This window comes from Okibacterium sp. HSC-33S16 (genome assembly GCF_024171565.1).
In the GTDB taxonomy this organism is placed as follows: Bacteria; Actinomycetota; Actinomycetes; order Actinomycetales; family Microbacteriaceae; genus Mycetocola_A.
Genome location: NZ_JALJZZ010000004.1, coordinates 136862 through 152768, shown reverse-complemented (window position 1 = coordinate 152768; position 15907 = coordinate 136862). Strand labels below are relative to the sequence as shown.

Below are 15907 nucleotides of genomic sequence, written 5' to 3'. Positions count from 1 at the left end.
CTCCTGTTGTTGTGGCATCCGCCATAAAGGTGATGCGTCTCAGCGCGCGTCCGTCTCACGGAAAGATTGTTGGCCTCCGGTTACTCCAGCCGCGCCGAGAGTGAGCCTACTCGTCCCCGGACATCTCGGGCGCGAGCGTGTGCCCTGCAGAAGTCAGCAGTTCTCGGGCACGACCGTACCTATCAGACGGCACCATCAGAATGTCGCCGTCAAAGGTGGACGTGACGAAGACCGGGCAGCCGGCCACGGAGAGCGGGGCGACAAGCGACGTGACGACGCCCGTGAGTCCGAACGGGATGGGACCGCTCGCGTACAACGCCCTCCACATTCCATCAATTTCAGCATCATCAGGCGCGAGGTCCGCGGCGCAGACCACCGAGAGTTCCTGTGGGGTTCGGGTTACGGAGACGTAGCCATGCGACGGAGAAGCCGCGAGGAGTTCGGCGGGAACAGCCGCCGTCGCGGGAAGTCGAGCGATGACGTAGTCCCCTGCCAGTTCGTGAAGGGCAACAGAGGGAAGGTCTGAGAGCAGCATGTCTGTCCTGATTGGTTCGCGCGGAAGGCTCCTGGCGCTAGCTGAGCCGCGACGATCGCGCACACCTATCTTGACGCATCTGTGTTGCTATGGGCGCGCTCCAGGCAGACCAGCTCCCGTCGCTGCTCCCACGACTCAGCCTTAGCGAAGCCCAGCCTCTCGTAGAGCGCCAACGCCGCCACTCTCCACTGCCAAACCGTGAGACGAATGCTGCCGACGTCCGTTGAGCTGAAAACATGACGAAGCAGAGAAGATGCGACCGATTTACCGCGATGGCTGGGTTGCACCCAGAGTCGTTTGATTTCAAGCTGTGCATCCACCGGCTTCACCACAACGATGCCGACGGGAGCTCCGCCGTCGGTGGCAACAAAGACGACGCAGTCACGGAACGCTTTCGCCGGGTTCGCGATCTCCTCTTCATAGCGAGGTGCGAGCGCTTCGCCCTCGACATACGTGGCAAGTCCTCGCTCCGCCTTCTCACTTTCGGTTTGGTGAAGGTAATTCTCGATGAGCAAGGAAACCACGTGGGAGTCCTTGGCGGGGTTCACCCTGCGAATGTCGATCACAGGGCGAGCCTAGCGAGGACGTGATCACAGTGCGACGGCCCTAGTTAGCGGTGCCCGCCTTATTTACACTTTCACCCCAACGTGTAAATAAGGGTGGTCGAGTTTACCGAGGGCGTGCGAGCGTCCACTGCTCCCCGTTCGTGCCACACTTCTGAAATGACGATTCCGGATCTCGACGCCCCGACTCAGACGGGCGACGGGCCCGGCCCCGAGCGCCCGGTCGCCCGAGCGCTCGGCAAGTTCGCTCTCATCATCTTGGGCGTCGCGGTCGTGACCGTGACCGTTCTCGGCGGTGCGATCTGGGTGATCGGTTGGTTCTTCTCAGCCGACACCCGAGCCGAGGGCGCAGCGACAGATGATTTCGTCGCCTTCGCCGAGGACCTCCCCGGAGTCGCCAGCGCCACCGCCGCATTCGGGCTCGCGGATACGTTCGTCGACGCGACGGACATCTACTCAACAGTCACCCTCCACGACGACTGCACGAGCGAATCGATGAGGGCAACCGCAACGTCTCTTCTGCCGGAAATGTCGCCATCCGGCACGGATTTCCGGGTTCATCCGGATGTGATCTGCGGTGCAGCGAGAGTCACGGTCTCCCCCGCGACGACCATCACTGACCAACGATTCAGCCTGCTCAGCACCCTCCTCGACGACCCCGCTGTTGCAACAGCGGCCGTGCGCAGTCCGCAGCAGGGCGATGACGCCCAGGTCGATGAAGACAACGCCGGCTTGTTGATCGAAATCGGAACCACCGCGGATGCCACGCTGGCCGCCGTGCTCGAAACGTGGCTGTCGAGGTCTGCCGAGCTCACACCAGAAGCGCAACTGGTCGTCGGAGGTCCAGCGAACCCGGAAAGCGGCTATCTCAGGTACCTGTCCGATGATGTGCGCCAGGTGTCCATCAGAGCCGGCCGCGAGGTGCCGACGGGGGCTCTGGCCGCGGTACGGGCCGTGGAGGATCTGGAGTTTATTCGAGGGTTCTCGCTGAGCTTCGCGCCACAGCCGAGTGAGCTGCGAGTCCTGGTCGACGAGGGAATGGTTCCCGACGCGCTCAGCCGGTTGGCACCCGTCTCGTCACAGTTTGAGACGGTCAACGTCACCCAGTGATGACGGCCGGGAAGCCCCTCAGCCAAGCGGGCTTCCCACTCCCCTCACAATTGCTCCGAGATCTCCATGGGCTCGCTGCTGCCATGTGCTCGCGACCGACATAGCGCTCAGCGGGAGACCGTTACGCCGCTTCGCCCTAAACGAGCTGCAGCTGCACCGTCACGTACGAGTGCGCCGGAAGGTCCACTTCGAGACCGTTGCTGTGCTCGCGCACACCCGTGTGGGCCACCGGCGCAACGGCGTCGGGCTGCTCCGGAGTGTTGTGCGTGTGCAGTGTTGGCGCCGTCAGCACCCGCGCCGAGTGTCCCGTGACGGTGCGACCGCGCAGGTCGAGCACAACGGTCCGAGCGGTCTCGGCGTCGAGGTTCGACAGCGAGATCAGCGCGGTGTCGCCGTTCACCGATGCCGAGGTGGAGAAGAGGGGCAATTCGGCTCCCTCGACCTCTCGGGTCGGAATCTCGCCTTTGATGCCGACGTCGAGCGACGCCGCATCGTGGTGACCCGTGTTCATCTCGAAGACGTGGTAGCTCGGCGTGAGCACCAGCGCACCGGTGTCGGGATCGGTGAGGATCATTGCCTGCAACACGTTGACCGTCTGGGCGATGTTAGCCATGGCCACCCGGTCGGCGAACGCGTGGAAGATGTCGAAGTGCACCGAGGCAACGAGTGCGTCGCGCAGTGTGTTCTGTTGGTAGAGGAAGCCGGGGTTGGTTCCCTCCTCAACGTTCCACCACGTACCCCACTCGTCGATGATCAGGCCGACCGTGCGCTCCGGGTCGTAACTGTCCATCACAGCCGCGTGACCTCGGACGAGCTCGCCCATGCGCTGGGCACGCTTCATGGTTACGTAGTACTGCTCGTCGTCGAAGCGGGTTGCCTCGCCCTTGTCCTCCCACGGCCCGCTGTGCGTGTAGTAGTGCAGCGACAGCCCCTGGACGTGCTTGTGTTGCGCGTGCGCGCCGCCCAAACCCGAGAGCGACTTCATCAGGGACTCGGTCCACGCGTAGTCGTCGACATTCGCACCGGCCGCGATCTTGTAGACCGGCTTCTCGCCGTGGTTGCGCACGTAGGTCGCATACTGGCGGGCCAGGTGCGTGTATTGCGGAGCAGTCATGTTGCCACCGCAGCCCCAGGCCTCGTTGCCGATACCGAAGAACGACAGTTGCCAGGGCTCGTCCCGACCGTTCGCCCGGCGCAGCGCCGCCATTGGTGAGTCGTCGGCGCGGGTGAGGTACTCGACCCACTCGCTCATCTCCCGGACTGTTCCCGACCCCACGTTGCCGTTGATGTACGGTTCGGCGCCGAGCAGCTCACACAACTGCATGAACTCGTGAGTGCCGAATGAGTTGTCCTCGACAACGTCCCCCCAGTGCGAGTTCACAGTGCGGGCGCGCTCCTCACGCGGCCCGACACCGTCACGCCAGTGGTACTCGTCGGCGAAACATCCGCCGGGCCAGCGCAGGTTCGGAATACGAAGGGCACGCAACGCGTCGACAACATCCAAGCGGATGCCACCTTCGTTCGGAATCTCCGAATCCTCGCCCACGTAGAAGCCACCGTAGATACACCGCCCGAGGTGCTCGGCGAAGTGCCCGTAGATGTGGCGGGAGATGGTCGGACCGGGAAGGTCAAGGTTGATAACGGCGGTCAGGGTGTCGGCGGAGCCGGGGGTCATGGAACTACTTTCAAAGCGGGGATTCATGGAAACGGTTAGCCCTTCACACTTCCGGCGAGCAGACCGCTGACGATGTGTCGCTGGGTGAAGATGAAGAAGATCACCATGGGAACAAGGGCGACAACGGTCACGGTCATGAAGGCCGGCCAGTCGGTGCTGAACTCGGACACCGCCCGGTAGACCTGCAGCACGATGGTCTGCTTCTCGGGTGAGGAGATGAACACCGTCGGCAGCAGGAAGTCGTTCCACACCCACATGGTTTGGAAGACACTCACCGTGATGAGGATCGGCTTGATCAAGGGAAGGACGATACGCCAGAAGATTTGGACGGTACTTGCGCCGTCGACTCGAGCGGCTTCGATGATTTCGTAGGGAATCGTTCGCATGTAGCCCTGGATCAGGAAGAAGCAGAAGATCGATCCGCCGAGGTACATGACGACGAGTCCGTTGAGGTTGTCAACGAGGCTGAGGCCGACGAGGGTCCGGTACAGGGGAATCAGCGTGGATTGTCCCGGAATCATGAAGCCGAGCAGCAGGACCGCCGCCAGAATTCGGGCACCCCGGCTGTGCGTGATGATCATGGCGTACGCAGCCATCGCGCCGACCACTACTTGGAGTCCGACTCCGAGCACGGTGACATAGAGCGTGTTGCCGAAGGACTGGTAGATCGACAGGTCACCGAGCACCTCAGCCCAGTTGGCGAAGGACCATTGTGTGGGCAGGCCCAGTGGTGAAGACACCATCTCTGCCTGCGTTTTGAAGGTGTTGATGAGGATGTAGTAGAGCGGTACGGCGATGATGAGCGCGAGCGCCAGCATCACGACGCTGAGTGTGGCGCGCCGCCAGAGCGAGGCTTTCACGAGAATCTCCTACCGATAGAGCTGGTGATCTTCAGCTGGCTGAAGCCGACGATCGCCACGACAATCGTGAACATGACGGCGAGCGCGGACGCGAGCCCATATCGGCCCTGGCCAACACCGGAGGTGATCAGCGACTGGGTGATGGTGTAGGTCGCGAACCCTGGGCCTCCGTTGGTGAGCGTGTACGGCAGCTCGAAGACCTTGAGTCCGCTGGTGAGCAGCAGGAACGAGCTGATCACCATGGCCGGGGTCAACAGCGGCAGCGTGATGCCGAAGAACTGCTGGCGCGCGTTGGCGCCGTCGATCTTGGCCACCTCGTAGTACTCCGATGGAATGGCCTGGAGGTAGGCGATATACAACACCGCGTGCCACCCGACCTGTGCCCAGACGCCGACGAGGATGACGGATGCTCGCGCAAGCGAGTTATCCGACAGCCAAGACACGGAGTCGATACCGAACCAGTCGTTAAGGAGTGTGTTGAAGACACCCGACGGCAATGGCGACAGGATGTAGCTCCACACCAGGCCAAGGATCGCCATGCTCGGCACGGCCGGAAAGAACCACAGGGAGCGGACGAAGTTTCGGCCAAAGAACGCCTTGTTCAGTTGCACAGCGAGCGGGATGGCCAGGCAGGTCACCAGCACCGTCGTGCCTACCGCGAACAGCACGGTGAAGGACAAGCTCGAGAGCATGGACGGATCACGGAGAATCTCCGCGTAGTTGGCGAAGCCGATAAAGTTCGCGTCGGTGCTGTAGCCGGTGAAGTCGGTCAGGCTCCAGTAGAAGCCTTGGCCGAGCGGGATGATGAACAGGAAGATGAAGACGACAATCGCGGGCAGCAGGAACGCCCGGTTGATCGTGATTTGCTTCCATCCACCCTCGATGGACCGGCGACGGCGGACGACGGGTGGTGCGGTCGGAGCGATCTCTGAGACACGTGTAGACATAGTCGATTACCTCGTTGCGGTTGAGGCGGGACCCTGCGGCCCCGCCTCAACCGGATCGGAGCTTAGGAGCCAGCGAGCTTTGCGTCGAGAGCGGCGGCAACCTCTTCAGCGGAGATCTGGCCCTGAATCATGCGCTGGATCTGCGCAACAACCTCAACGTTCAGCAGGTCCTCCTTGCGCTGCCAGGAGATCATCGGCAAGTACAGCTCGCCACCACGGATAGGCTCGACCATCGACTCGAAGACCGGGTTGACCTGGGGCTCGAAGTTCTCGGTGACGGTGACGTCGTTCGTTGCCTCGTGGAACATCTCGACACCGTCCTCGGAGGCCAGCCAGCCGAGGAACGTCTTCGCCGCTTTCTGCTTTGCTTCGTCGGACTTCGCGCTGATTGCGTAGCCCGGTGCAGCTGCGCCGGCCTGGTACGGCTTACCGTCGGCCAGACCGGGAACCTGCCCGAACGCCCAGTTCAGCTCAGGGTTGGCTTCTTGAACCGCATTGATGATCCACGGGCCAGCGTTGATGATCGCGACGCGTTCGTTGGCGAACTCGTCACGAACCTGGTCACCGTCGAGAGCCACGACGTCGGAGGACACGAGGTCTTCGGTGAAGAGCTTGTTGTACTCCTCGAGAATGGGTGTCCACTCGTCCTCGAAGGTGGAGTCGCCGGAGAAGATCTGCTCGTCCAGGCTTGGTTCCATCTCCGAGGTCTTTGCGCCGAGCATGGCCGAGACTGTGGTCGGCAGCTGGTCAACGCTCTCGAGGAACGGGGTGTGGCCAGCATCCTTCAGCGCCTTCAGCATTTTCAGGAACTCGTCCCAGGTTTCCGGAATGCCGTCGTAGCCCACCTCAGCCAGCATGTCTTTGTTATAGGCGTAGCCGGCAGCCCAGGACGACAGCGAGAGTCCGTAGCGAGCTCCGTCGCGTCCGTAGGTGTCCAGGTTGAACTCCTGAACACCATCCATGAACGGCTCGTCGGCCAGGTCGATGACGGCACCCGAGTCAATGAGATTGGTCTTGTTCTCGGCGGCGATCACGAAGACGTCGGGAGCGGTGCCGGAGAGAACGCGAGTCTGCAACGTCTGAATGTACTCCGCCACCGGCGGCGAGTACGACGCTTTCACCGTCACCTCGGGGTGCTCCTCGTGGAACGCCTCAAGGATAGGTTTCATCTGCTCCTGACCTGTCCACGACAGGAAAGAAATTGTTGTGCTTCCGTCATCAGAGGCGCTGCCGGCACTACACCCCGCAGTGACGAGGGCGAGCGAGGCGCCAGCCACAAGGGCTACAGCGCGCAGGGTGCGAGATTTCATGAAGAACTCCTTTATTCGCATGAAAGCGGTGCGAGCGAAAAACGCTTCAGTCGCGGTCGAGAGCTATATCGTTATAGCTCAGGTGCGGAAAACGTTAGCTGCCTCTGATCGCAGCTGTCAATACTGCGGAGTGAAATATTTACAACGATGCAGAAAGTCCGGCCCACGGGCTTTCCGACCATAGACTTCGGGATACCCAGAGGCGCGGATACTCAAGGATGTAGAACAAGGAGACCCACACATGACGATCACGATGCGTGACGTGGCCCGCGCGTCTGGGGTGTCACTGATGACGGTTTCCAATGTGATCAATGGCCGACCGGGCGCGGTCGGCACCGAAACGCGCCTACGAGTCCTCGAGGCGGTGGAACGCCTCGGATATGAGGTCAATCTGACGGCACGGCGACTTCGAAATGGTCTGACCGGGACCGTTGGGTTGATCGTTCCGCGTTTCGACCACCCCTACTTTGGTGAACTCGCCGCTCGGCTCGCGACCGAACTCGCCAAGACGGGGCGCCATCTCAGCGTCGAGCAAAGTGGAGCAAGCGCGGAGGGAGAACTAGCCGCACTGTCGCACGCGAGAATCGCGACCTACGATGCCGTACTCCTGAGCGTTGTGGGGTTGCACTACGACGATGTGGACAAGCTTCAGACCTCTGTGCCGATTGTACTTCTCGGCGAGCAAGGGATGCCCCGACGCTTCGACCACGTGCAACTCGACAATGAAGCGGGCGCTCACCTGGCGACGGGCCATCTCATCGAGCGTGGGGCGCGACACCTTCTCATCGTCGGTGGGGGCGATGAGGGCAGACAGTCGATGACCGCGGCACGCACTCGAGGGTGGGAGCGAGCACAATCGGATGCGGGGCTGACCCCGCGACCTGACGGCGTTCTGGAACTCGCAGAACTTGAGGTCGCTTGCGCCAGAATTGCAGTGCGTGAACGGCTTGCTCAGACGCCTGAGATTGACGGCATTTTCGCCGTGACGGATCAGGTGGCGTTTGGTGTGATGGCTGGCGTCCATGACGCGGGCCTCCGAGTTCCGGAGGACGTGCAGATCGTCGGGTTCGACAACCTCGCGCTCGGTGAGCACATGACACCAGGGCTCACGACCATTGACCCCAGCCATGACTGGATGGTCCAGCGCGCCGCCGCGCTTATCGACCAGCGCATTGCGGGACAGGACGTTCCCCCGCAGCATCTCATCAGTCCGAGCATGCTCGTCGCACGAGGCACCACACGGGAGTGACTCGGGCATTGAGCACTCCACGCGCCTGCCAGGACGATGAACCCATGGAACTCATATTCCTCCACGGCCCGGCTGCGGCTGGAAAACTGACTACCGCCCGCGCCCTCGAGCAGCTCGTCGGCTACCCCGCGTTTCACAATCACCTGGTCGTCGACACCCTGACGACCGTCTTTGCCTTCGGCAGTGAGCCGTTCGTTCGCCTCCGAGAACGTTTCTGGCTCGACGTGATCGGCGACGCCGCCACGATCGGCCGATCACTCTCGTTCACATTCACGCCGGAACCGACGGTTCCTCTTGGTTTCTCCCGCCGGGTCCGTGAGCTCGTCGAGCGATCAGGGGGTTACGTCCGTTTCGTGCGTCTAACCGTGTCGGACACTGAGCAAGAACGCAGGATCGAAAACGAGGATCGTCACAGTTTTCATAAGTTGAACGACGTGAGCACCTTGCGCCGCGTGCGCAACGAGACGCATGGCCCGGTAGAACATCCACCCGTCGATCTCGAGATCGACACCGAGGCGAGCTCCGCTGAGGAGAGTGCTGCTCTCATCGCGGAACGATTCGGTTTGCGTGCACAGGCGCAGCAGGATCGATATCCGGAGCGATAGCTTCTTCTTCTCTCTGACACCGCTGGATCCAGAACTCAAGGCCGAGACGAAAAGAGACCGGTCACGCAAGACTTGGATCATGGACGACTCGACCCCAGCCTCCGCCCGCTCAGCCACCATCGAGTCCTGGACGGCGGCGCTGGCCCAGTCCACCGGCGCTCCCGGCGGCGGCGCTGCCTCAGGCGTGATGCTCTCGATCACCTACGCACTGACTTCCATGGTCGCCGGATACACCGAGGTGGACGACGATTCCCAAGCCGAACTCGACGCGGTGAAGCGACGCGCGGCGAACGGTCGCGAGAGGGCACTGGAACTTGCCGATGCGGATGCCTCGGCCTCGAAATCCTTCGGCCGCGCGTTTCGCATCGAACCCGGCGAGGACCGGAAAGAAGCGATCCGCGACGCGTCGCTGGACGCGGCTCAATCATCCGCTGATCTCGGTGCCCAGGGTGCTGCGGCAGTCGACGACCTCGAGTGGCTGGCCCGGCACGGGAACCCCGCTCTCATCGCGGACATCGCGGTGGCCTGCGGCGCCCTGCGGGCCGCGGTTGCCGGTGCGCGCACGAACGCGAGCTTCGATCTGGGCGCGCTGCCCTCGAATGGGCAGCCGCTGACCGACGTGCGCGAACAGCATCCGCATCTCTGGAAAGACGTCGAGGAACTCACGGCTGTCCTCGACCGCATCGACCGGCTCACCGCCGAGGTGGAGAACCGGGCGACGCCCGCGGAGCTGCAGGACTGAGGGCAGCTCGACGAGCGTCGACACGGGAGGAGGAGCATGGCTCGACGGAGCAAGATGGCGTGGGATCTGCGGCTCGCCGCCGTGCGGTACCGGTTCACCGAGAGCCTGTTTCTGTTTCCTGCCCTCGTGATGGTGGGCGGGATCGCCCTCGCCATTGGTGCGAGCGCACTCGATCGGGCGCTCGGGCACGACGCTCGACTGCCGTTCCTCCTCGCGATGAACAGCAACGCGGCGACCTGGCTGCTGGCCACCGTCGCCGGGGCGATGATCACAACCGTTGGTGTCGTCTTCTCGCTCACCGTGGTGAGCCTGCAGCTCGCGAGCAACCAGTTCTCGCCGCGTGCGATGCGCACGTTCATTCGGGATCGGCTGAGCCAAACCGTGATCGGGCTGCTCGTCGGGACCTTCTTCTACTGCGTGCTCATTCTGCCGAGCCTGAGCGGGGAGCCGACAGCGCCGGCGCCGCGGGTGTCGCTGACCCTCGCGATCGTGCTGACGCTCATCACGGTGATCGGCATCATCGTGCACCTCGACCATTTGGCCCGGGGGCTGCAGGTCGGCAACCTCGTACGGGTGATCGGGAATGAGGGTGAGTCGGTTGTGGCCTCGCTCGGGCGGCTGCCGAGCGGATCCCGGGCGGTGGACCCGACGGCGTTCCCTGCTCCGAGCGATGCACTCATCGTGCCGTGTGAGGTCAACGGCTGGGTGAGCCAGGTCAACGCTGAGCACCTGCTGCGTACCGTGCCCGCGGGCACTCACGTTCGACTGGAGACCCGCGTCGGCGCCTACATTCACCGCGGCGAGCCGCTGTTACGGGTCTGGCCAACGCCGTCGGAGAAAGCGCTGCGGATGCTGTCGGGAACCGTCGAGATCGCCGACACCCGCACGCTCTTGCAGGACCTCGACTTCACCGTGCGGCAGCTCGTCGACATCGGGCTGCGCGCACTGAGCCCCGCGATCAACGACCCGACGACCGCGATTGAAGTGATTCTGCGACTCGGCAGCCTGCTGCGCACCGTGCTCGTCGAGCCGCTGGCCCCTGCCGCCCTGCAGGACGACTCCGACCGCGTGCTGCTGTCGCCGTGGAACCTGGACCATGACGAGTACGTCGAGCACGCCTTCGACCAGATTCGCCAGACCTGCCTCGACCAGCCCGAGGTGGCGGCGTCCCTTCTACGCGTTCTCCGCATGCTCGTCACCCACGTGTCCGACAACCACCGGCCCGAACGCGTCCCCGCTCTCCGCCGCCAGATGGACCTGCTTCTCGAGGGGCTCGAGAAAGAACCGGGCCTTCTGGCCGCCGATCTCGAGCGACTGCGTGACCTCTCCTCCGACGACACCGACCCAGCCGACCACAGCCACCGCCACCGCCACTGACGCTTCGCCGCCAACTTGCCTTTTTTATCTTCTGGGCTATGGTGAGGCCATGACCACCTTCGCCGCTCACGTCGCCCTTGAGGCGCGGCGTCCGAACGCCCTCCGCGGAGTGGCCGTGTTCGGATACCGGCGCGAGCTGCGCCTTCTCGCTTCCTCCGAGCGGTGCTCTCACGGTTGACGATCTCGTATTTCGATCACCTGAACGCGCCGCACACCCGGCGCGTTTTTTGTTTCCCAAAAAAGGAGTTCTCATGAACGCACACACCACTGCCGCAACCACCCTTCCCCCCTCGACCGATGCCCTCCGTCACACCCTCGAGCAGGAGCTCGCCGAGCGTGAACAGCTCATCGCTGAACTCGCCGACCGGGCCGCTCCGCACATCGATCCGGTCGCCTGGTCAACGAGTGGCACCGCCAAGACCGTCGCCGAGCAAATTCGTGGCGCACTGGCCCGACTGGACTCCGGCACATACGGACGCTGCATCTCCTGCGGCGATTCCATCCCGGCGGCCCGCCTCGAAGCCGTTCCGTACGCCGCCTCCTGCGTGAACTGCTAGATCGGCGCACCCTCTCCCCCTGTAACTACTGACCGAAGGAAGGCAGCACACCATGGTTATCGAGTCCCAGCTCCGGATCGACGATGCGGTCTGGCGTGCCGAAAACCCCGCTGAGCGCGAGTCGCCGACGCACCGCATTCTCCTCGTCGGCGATGACCTCGCCTGCCTGAGTTCGATGGCGGATTTCCCCGAGGTTGACCGGGTCGATCGCGTCGAGACAGCCGATAACGGCTACGCCGCCGCTGTTCTCGGCATCGCGGCGCCCGAAGCCACTGACGCCGTTGCGATCCGCGAGCACCTCAATTCTCGCCTCGACGTCTGCCTCACCCTCGCCGAGCGCGTGCCTTCCCTCAACCACCTGATCCTGGTCATTGGCCATTCTTCAGAACGGATGCCACGCTCAGCGAAAAAGGCGCTGCTCTCGGTCTCTGAATCCCTCAGCGAAAACATCCAGGCCGAGGTCGAGCAACGGTTCGGGTCGTATGTCATCGTGACGATCCTTCTCGCCGGTCGCTGCAACGACTCGACGCTGCTCGCCGAGCGCCTCATTGATCGCGCAGCGCAGACCGGGGTGGCCGACGCGGCCTCGGTCGTGCTTTGGGAAGAGATCACCGACGACAGCATCGGCGATGTTGGGTTGAACCAGTACATCTAGGTTCGACGCCCCACCGGATTACGGGGCGGGGACGCTGTCCAGGAACTCGACGAAGGTCTGCACAGTTTCGTCGTCCGGCGCCAGCGCCTCCGCGTCGGCCGCACGCTCGCGAGCGGTATCGACATCGTTCTGCAGATAAGCGTTGACGGCCCACCTCAGGTGAATGTCTGAGTCGTCGGGTCGGGTCTCCAGCACGTGACCAATGACGTCGTCCGCCGTATCGGTGTCTCCTGTGGCTTGCAGCGCCACGATATACGCCTTCACCGTCGACACGTTGTCCGGAATCGCCGCGAGAGCATCCTCCGCCCAGACGAGTGCGATCTCCGCTGCCCCTTCGACTCCCCCGTCGGCGGCCGCCGCGAAGGTCTGAGCGGCGATGGAACGGAGATCGGCGTCCCACGGCCGAAGAGCGGCCGCTGTCTCGAACTGCGCCAGGGCACCGGTCGCGTCGCCCTGGGCGCTGGCTTCGATTCCCCGCTGCAGGGGAATCTCAGCCATCGCGACGGCAATCAGCCAGCCCGCCCACAGCGCAACGAGCGCGGTGCGCAGCACGGGCCACCAGGTTCGGACTTTCACTGCGGGTACGGAAGCGACGACCACTCCGACGAGAAGGCACCCGAGGATACTCGTTGACGCTGCCGTGAAGTGCGTGAGCAGGGCAACGGCCCAGACGACGCACGCGGCGAGAACGCCCAGGAGAAGATCGGTGCGGGCGAGCGAATCGCGGATCGGCACCATGAGCACATCAGAATCATCACGTTGCTCTGGCAGCCGGCCAGCGACAGACGCTCGAACGGCACGGATCCCGACCGTCGCGACGACAGCGACCACAGCCAGGGCGACGAGGAGGAATACCGCTCCCCCGGCTGCCCACGCCTGAAGGACCACATTGTGCGGTGAATCCAGAGTCGTCAGCGAACCGACTGTTGAGAACCAGTCAGCGGTGTGGGCGTGCGCAATCGCATCGGCGTAGCCGCTGGGGCCGACGCCGGAGAACGGCTTCTCGGCGAGCATGCGGCTCGATTCCTGCCAGATCAGCACGCGGTCGTTGACCGTCTGCGTGGACAAGGCGCTGCCTCCGGTCAGGCGTGACCGCGTGAGCGGAGCGATCAGCGCGACGACCACGAGCAGAGCCACCCCACCAGCGCCGGCAAGCACTGGCTTCCACCATGCAGTGGTTCGGGACGCCGCCGCTAGGACCATCAGCACGACGAGGGCCACGATGCCCACCGCGGTGGCCAGCAGCGCTCCACGCGAGGCCGATAGGACCAGCGCGAAGACGGCGCCAATCAGCCCGGCAGACAAGAGAACGGTGTCGCCGGCAGACGTGGTGAGGTACTCGGTTGCTGTGCTCTTGCCCCGCCGCGGAAGCAGCTGTGGTCGCCATGAACGAATCGTCGGCAGCACAAGGACCATGAGGAGCATGGCGCCGACGATGCCCTGGTCGGTCGCGTTGCCGACGAGCGAGCCGGGCCGGTCAAGGTCGGACGAAATTGGGCGGGCTCCAAGCGTTTCAAGGAGCGCGACGAACCCGAGAAGAACAGCGATCACGGCGGCAGCGCGGGTGAACGTCCGAGTGGCGGAGCGCGTCGACCGCGGCCCCAGCAGTCGTGCTCCGATCCACGCGGCAGCGAAGTACGCGCTGAGGCTCACGAGGCCTTCGTAGCGCGGGAACCGGCCGAGTATTGCTCCGATCGGCGACGCTGACAGGAGGGCCGTGATGAGAAGCGTCGCGACTCCGGCACCGACGAGTCCGAGGAACCAGCGAGGCAGGCGGCCAGTGGCTGGCGCGAGTGACGCGAGCACGGCGGCGATGGCCAGCAGTGCGTCCTTGGGTAGGAACCATCGCGTCATACCGTCGGGGAGGAACACGATGACGGCGATGAGCGCCACCCACGTTGCAGCTGTGCTCCAGCGGCGAGGCTCGATCATCCGGACCGCGGAGCTCGCCTTCGAAACGGGAGGAATCTTCAGGGTCGGTTGGGGCATCCGCTCGCCTTAGGTGTGGAGGTGACAGAACAACCGCCGGCACCCGAAGGTACCGGCGGTTGTGATGGTGTTCAGCTTAGACGGATGCCGTCACGCGCCTGCGACGGGAGACCAGCGTTGCTGAGACGCCCGCTGCGATCAGCAGGGTCATGAGCAGCAGGCTCGTCATCAAGTCGGCACCGGTCGACGGCAGCTTACCGGCGGCTTTGGCCTTCGCGATTGCTGCAGCAGAAGCCTCGGGTGTGATCGTCACTGCGGCGATCGCCAGTTCGGTCGCGACGCCGTCCACTGTGTAATGCAACACAATGTGGTGCGCGCCGGCGGGAGCCGTTGCGGGCAGGGCGACGGTTCCGGAGATTCCGCCGCTCGCGTTCGTCTTAAGCGTGCCAAGGAAGAGCGGCGTGGAGTGGAGGTACACATCGACCGAAGCGCTGGCCGGGAGGCCGGTTGCTGCGACCGAGACGGATTCGCCCGGTGTGACCGTTCCGGAGCTGGAGACGCCAGCGGTGACGCTGCCGCTTGGTGCTGCGGGGCCGGTGGTCGGGAGGCCTTCGCCCGCGCCGGGAGTAGCAGGTGTGCCGGGGGTGGTCGGGTTTCCGGGGTTCGTCGGGTTCGTCGGGTTGGTCGGATTCCCGGGGTTCACCGGGACACTGGAGCCCGTAATCTTCGCGTCGATACCGGTCACTGTCTCATCAGCCTTGACCGTGATGGTCTTCGCGGTCTCGTAGGTGCTGCCGCCGTAGTAAGTGGGAGTGACTTCCACCGAGGAGGTTGAGCTCGATGATTTACTAAATCCCACTCGATATGTACCCGGGCTCAGAGCTGCCGTGTAGGTGCCGCTCCAGTCTTCTCCGTCAGCGAAACTCGTGGAGACTTCTTCCACATCGCCAGCCGTGGTGGACTCGAATGCGACGATGATCTCAAGGCCGTCGGTCGGCAGGTCGGTCGTCACGGTTCCTTCAACGAGGCCCCACTGATCATTGACTGGCGGCGCACCAGCGATGGTTCCGTCGGCGTTCCAGGCCGCGTCCACGCCCCGGGTCGTTTCACCTTCCTTTACGGTGACGAAACGAGCCTCATCGTAGGTACTCTTCTGGTCGAAGTAGATGTCGTCGAGCGGGGCTGAGGATGACCTCGTTGAGTTATCGCGGAACCCAATCTTGTAAACGCCTGCTGGGAGCACGCCCAGCCGATAGCTACCCGAGCCGCCCTCCGGCATGAACGAGGTGGTGACGACCTGACCGTCCTCGTCATACGCGTGCACGGCAATGCTCGTGCGTTCGGAGGCGCCTGCCGCCGCCAGGTTGCCGATGACAGCTCCACCGTAGATGCCAGCTAGCTCGACATCGAGGTCATGATCGGTAACCTCCAGGAACTCACTGCCTTTCACGTACTCGCCCAGGAGCTCGAGGCGATAGTCGCCGGGCACAACCCCACTGAATAAAAATTCCCCGCTCGTCGGTTGGGAGATCGCACCGTGCCCCAGTCGAACAAGTTGGACTTCGGTGCCAGCAGGCACCTTTCCGGAGGCGATCAAGACGCTACCCGCGACGGTAACGCCTTCCACGGGAGCGGCTTGGGCGGGTGCCCCCACCAGCGCCGCCGACGCGACGAGTGACGCGGCGAGAACGCCAGCCGCCAATCGACCGCGCGAGAATTTATGAGCAATACGGAACATCCGTTACTTCCCCCTCAGAAAGGCACAGTGTCATCGAGCTGGCCGCATTCAGGAG

General features: G+C 63.6%; 16 protein-coding genes. 8 read left to right on the top strand and 8 right to left on the bottom strand.

The window, feature by feature from the left end:
• Positions 1–106 precede the first annotated feature (106 nt).
• Positions 107–535 carry an ACT domain-containing protein gene (locus L1277_RS11000; protein WP_253376434.1) on the bottom strand — a complete coding sequence of 143 codons (429 nt, stop codon included), beginning with the start codon at positions 533–535 and terminating at the stop codon, positions 107–109.
• Between the two features lie 65 nt (positions 536–600).
• Positions 601–1101, bottom strand: a complete 501-nt coding sequence (locus L1277_RS10995) for a GNAT family N-acetyltransferase (RefSeq protein ID WP_253376433.1) — start codon at positions 1099–1101, stop codon at positions 601–603.
• Between the two features lie 156 nt (positions 1102–1257).
• Between L1277_RS10995 and L1277_RS10990 the strand changes: the two genes are divergently transcribed.
• Positions 1258–2208 (top strand): hypothetical protein, encoded by a 951-nt coding sequence (locus tag L1277_RS10990; RefSeq protein WP_253376432.1) that lies wholly within the window; start codon positions 1258–1260, stop codon positions 2206–2208.
• Between the two features lie 136 nt (positions 2209–2344).
• Here L1277_RS10990 and L1277_RS10985 read toward each other — a convergent pair whose 3' ends face one another.
• From L1277_RS10985 to L1277_RS10970, 4 genes are all read right to left on the bottom strand, one after another.
• The gene (locus L1277_RS10985) at positions 2345–3883 is read right to left on the bottom strand and encodes an alpha-N-arabinofuranosidase (protein ID WP_253376431.1); all 1539 of its coding nucleotides are present in this window, start codon (positions 3881–3883) and stop codon (positions 2345–2347) included.
• A 35-nt stretch (positions 3884–3918) separates the two neighbouring features.
• Entirely contained in the window at positions 3919–4743 is an 825-nt protein-coding gene (locus tag L1277_RS10980) for a carbohydrate ABC transporter permease (RefSeq protein ID WP_253376430.1), read from the bottom strand.
• Complete coding sequence (locus L1277_RS10975; RefSeq protein ID WP_253376429.1) at positions 4740–5690, bottom strand: carbohydrate ABC transporter permease; 951 nt, start codon at positions 5688–5690, stop codon at positions 4740–4742. The genes L1277_RS10980 and L1277_RS10975 overlap by 4 nt, the downstream gene beginning before the upstream one ends.
• Positions 5691–5752: 62 nt before the next feature.
• Positions 5753–7000 (bottom strand): ABC transporter substrate-binding protein, encoded by a 1248-nt coding sequence (locus tag L1277_RS10970; protein WP_253376428.1) that lies wholly within the window; start codon positions 6998–7000, stop codon positions 5753–5755.
• Between the two features lie 241 nt (positions 7001–7241).
• Here L1277_RS10970 and L1277_RS10965 point away from each other — a divergent pair, with 241 nt between their 5' ends.
• The 7 genes from L1277_RS10965 to L1277_RS10940 all read left to right on the top strand — a co-directional run bounded on the left by L1277_RS10965 (position 7242) and on the right by L1277_RS10940 (position 12185).
• A complete protein-coding gene (locus L1277_RS10965; protein WP_253376427.1) occupies positions 7242–8249 on the top strand; it encodes a LacI family DNA-binding transcriptional regulator in 1008 nt (335 codons plus the stop codon).
• 44 nt (positions 8250–8293) lie between these two features.
• Positions 8294–8854 (top strand): AAA family ATPase, encoded by a 561-nt coding sequence (locus tag L1277_RS10960; protein ID WP_253376426.1) that lies wholly within the window; start codon positions 8294–8296, stop codon positions 8852–8854.
• A 79-nt stretch (positions 8855–8933) separates the two neighbouring features.
• Positions 8934–9596 carry a cyclodeaminase/cyclohydrolase family protein gene (locus L1277_RS10955; protein ID WP_253376425.1) on the top strand — a complete coding sequence of 221 codons (663 nt, stop codon included), beginning with the start codon at positions 8934–8936 and terminating at the stop codon, positions 9594–9596.
• A 36-nt stretch (positions 9597–9632) separates the two neighbouring features.
• Complete coding sequence (locus L1277_RS10950; protein WP_253376424.1) at positions 9633–10973, top strand: DUF2254 domain-containing protein; 1341 nt, start codon at positions 9633–9635, stop codon at positions 10971–10973.
• 49 nt (positions 10974–11022) lie between these two features.
• Positions 11023–11151 (top strand): hypothetical protein, encoded by a 129-nt coding sequence (locus L1277_RS15655; protein WP_256481637.1) that lies wholly within the window; start codon positions 11023–11025, stop codon positions 11149–11151.
• A 73-nt stretch (positions 11152–11224) separates the two neighbouring features.
• A complete protein-coding gene (locus tag L1277_RS10945) occupies positions 11225–11530 on the top strand; it encodes a TraR/DksA C4-type zinc finger protein (RefSeq protein ID WP_253376423.1) in 306 nt (101 codons plus the stop codon).
• A 52-nt stretch (positions 11531–11582) separates the two neighbouring features.
• A complete protein-coding gene (locus tag L1277_RS10940; RefSeq protein ID WP_253376422.1) occupies positions 11583–12185 on the top strand; it encodes a hypothetical protein in 603 nt (200 codons plus the stop codon).
• Positions 12186–12203: 18 nt separating this feature from the next.
• On the opposite strand, the gene L1277_RS10935 is transcribed toward L1277_RS10940, so the two are convergent.
• On the bottom strand, positions 12204–14174 hold the full coding sequence (locus tag L1277_RS10935; RefSeq protein WP_253376421.1) for an O-antigen ligase family protein: 1971 nt from the start codon (positions 14172–14174) through the stop codon (positions 12204–12206).
• A 76-nt stretch (positions 14175–14250) separates the two neighbouring features.
• Positions 14251–15852 carry an LPXTG cell wall anchor domain-containing protein gene (locus L1277_RS10930; RefSeq protein ID WP_253376420.1) on the bottom strand — a complete coding sequence of 534 codons (1602 nt, stop codon included), beginning with the start codon at positions 15850–15852 and terminating at the stop codon, positions 14251–14253.
• Between the last annotated feature and the right edge of the window lie 55 nt (positions 15853–15907).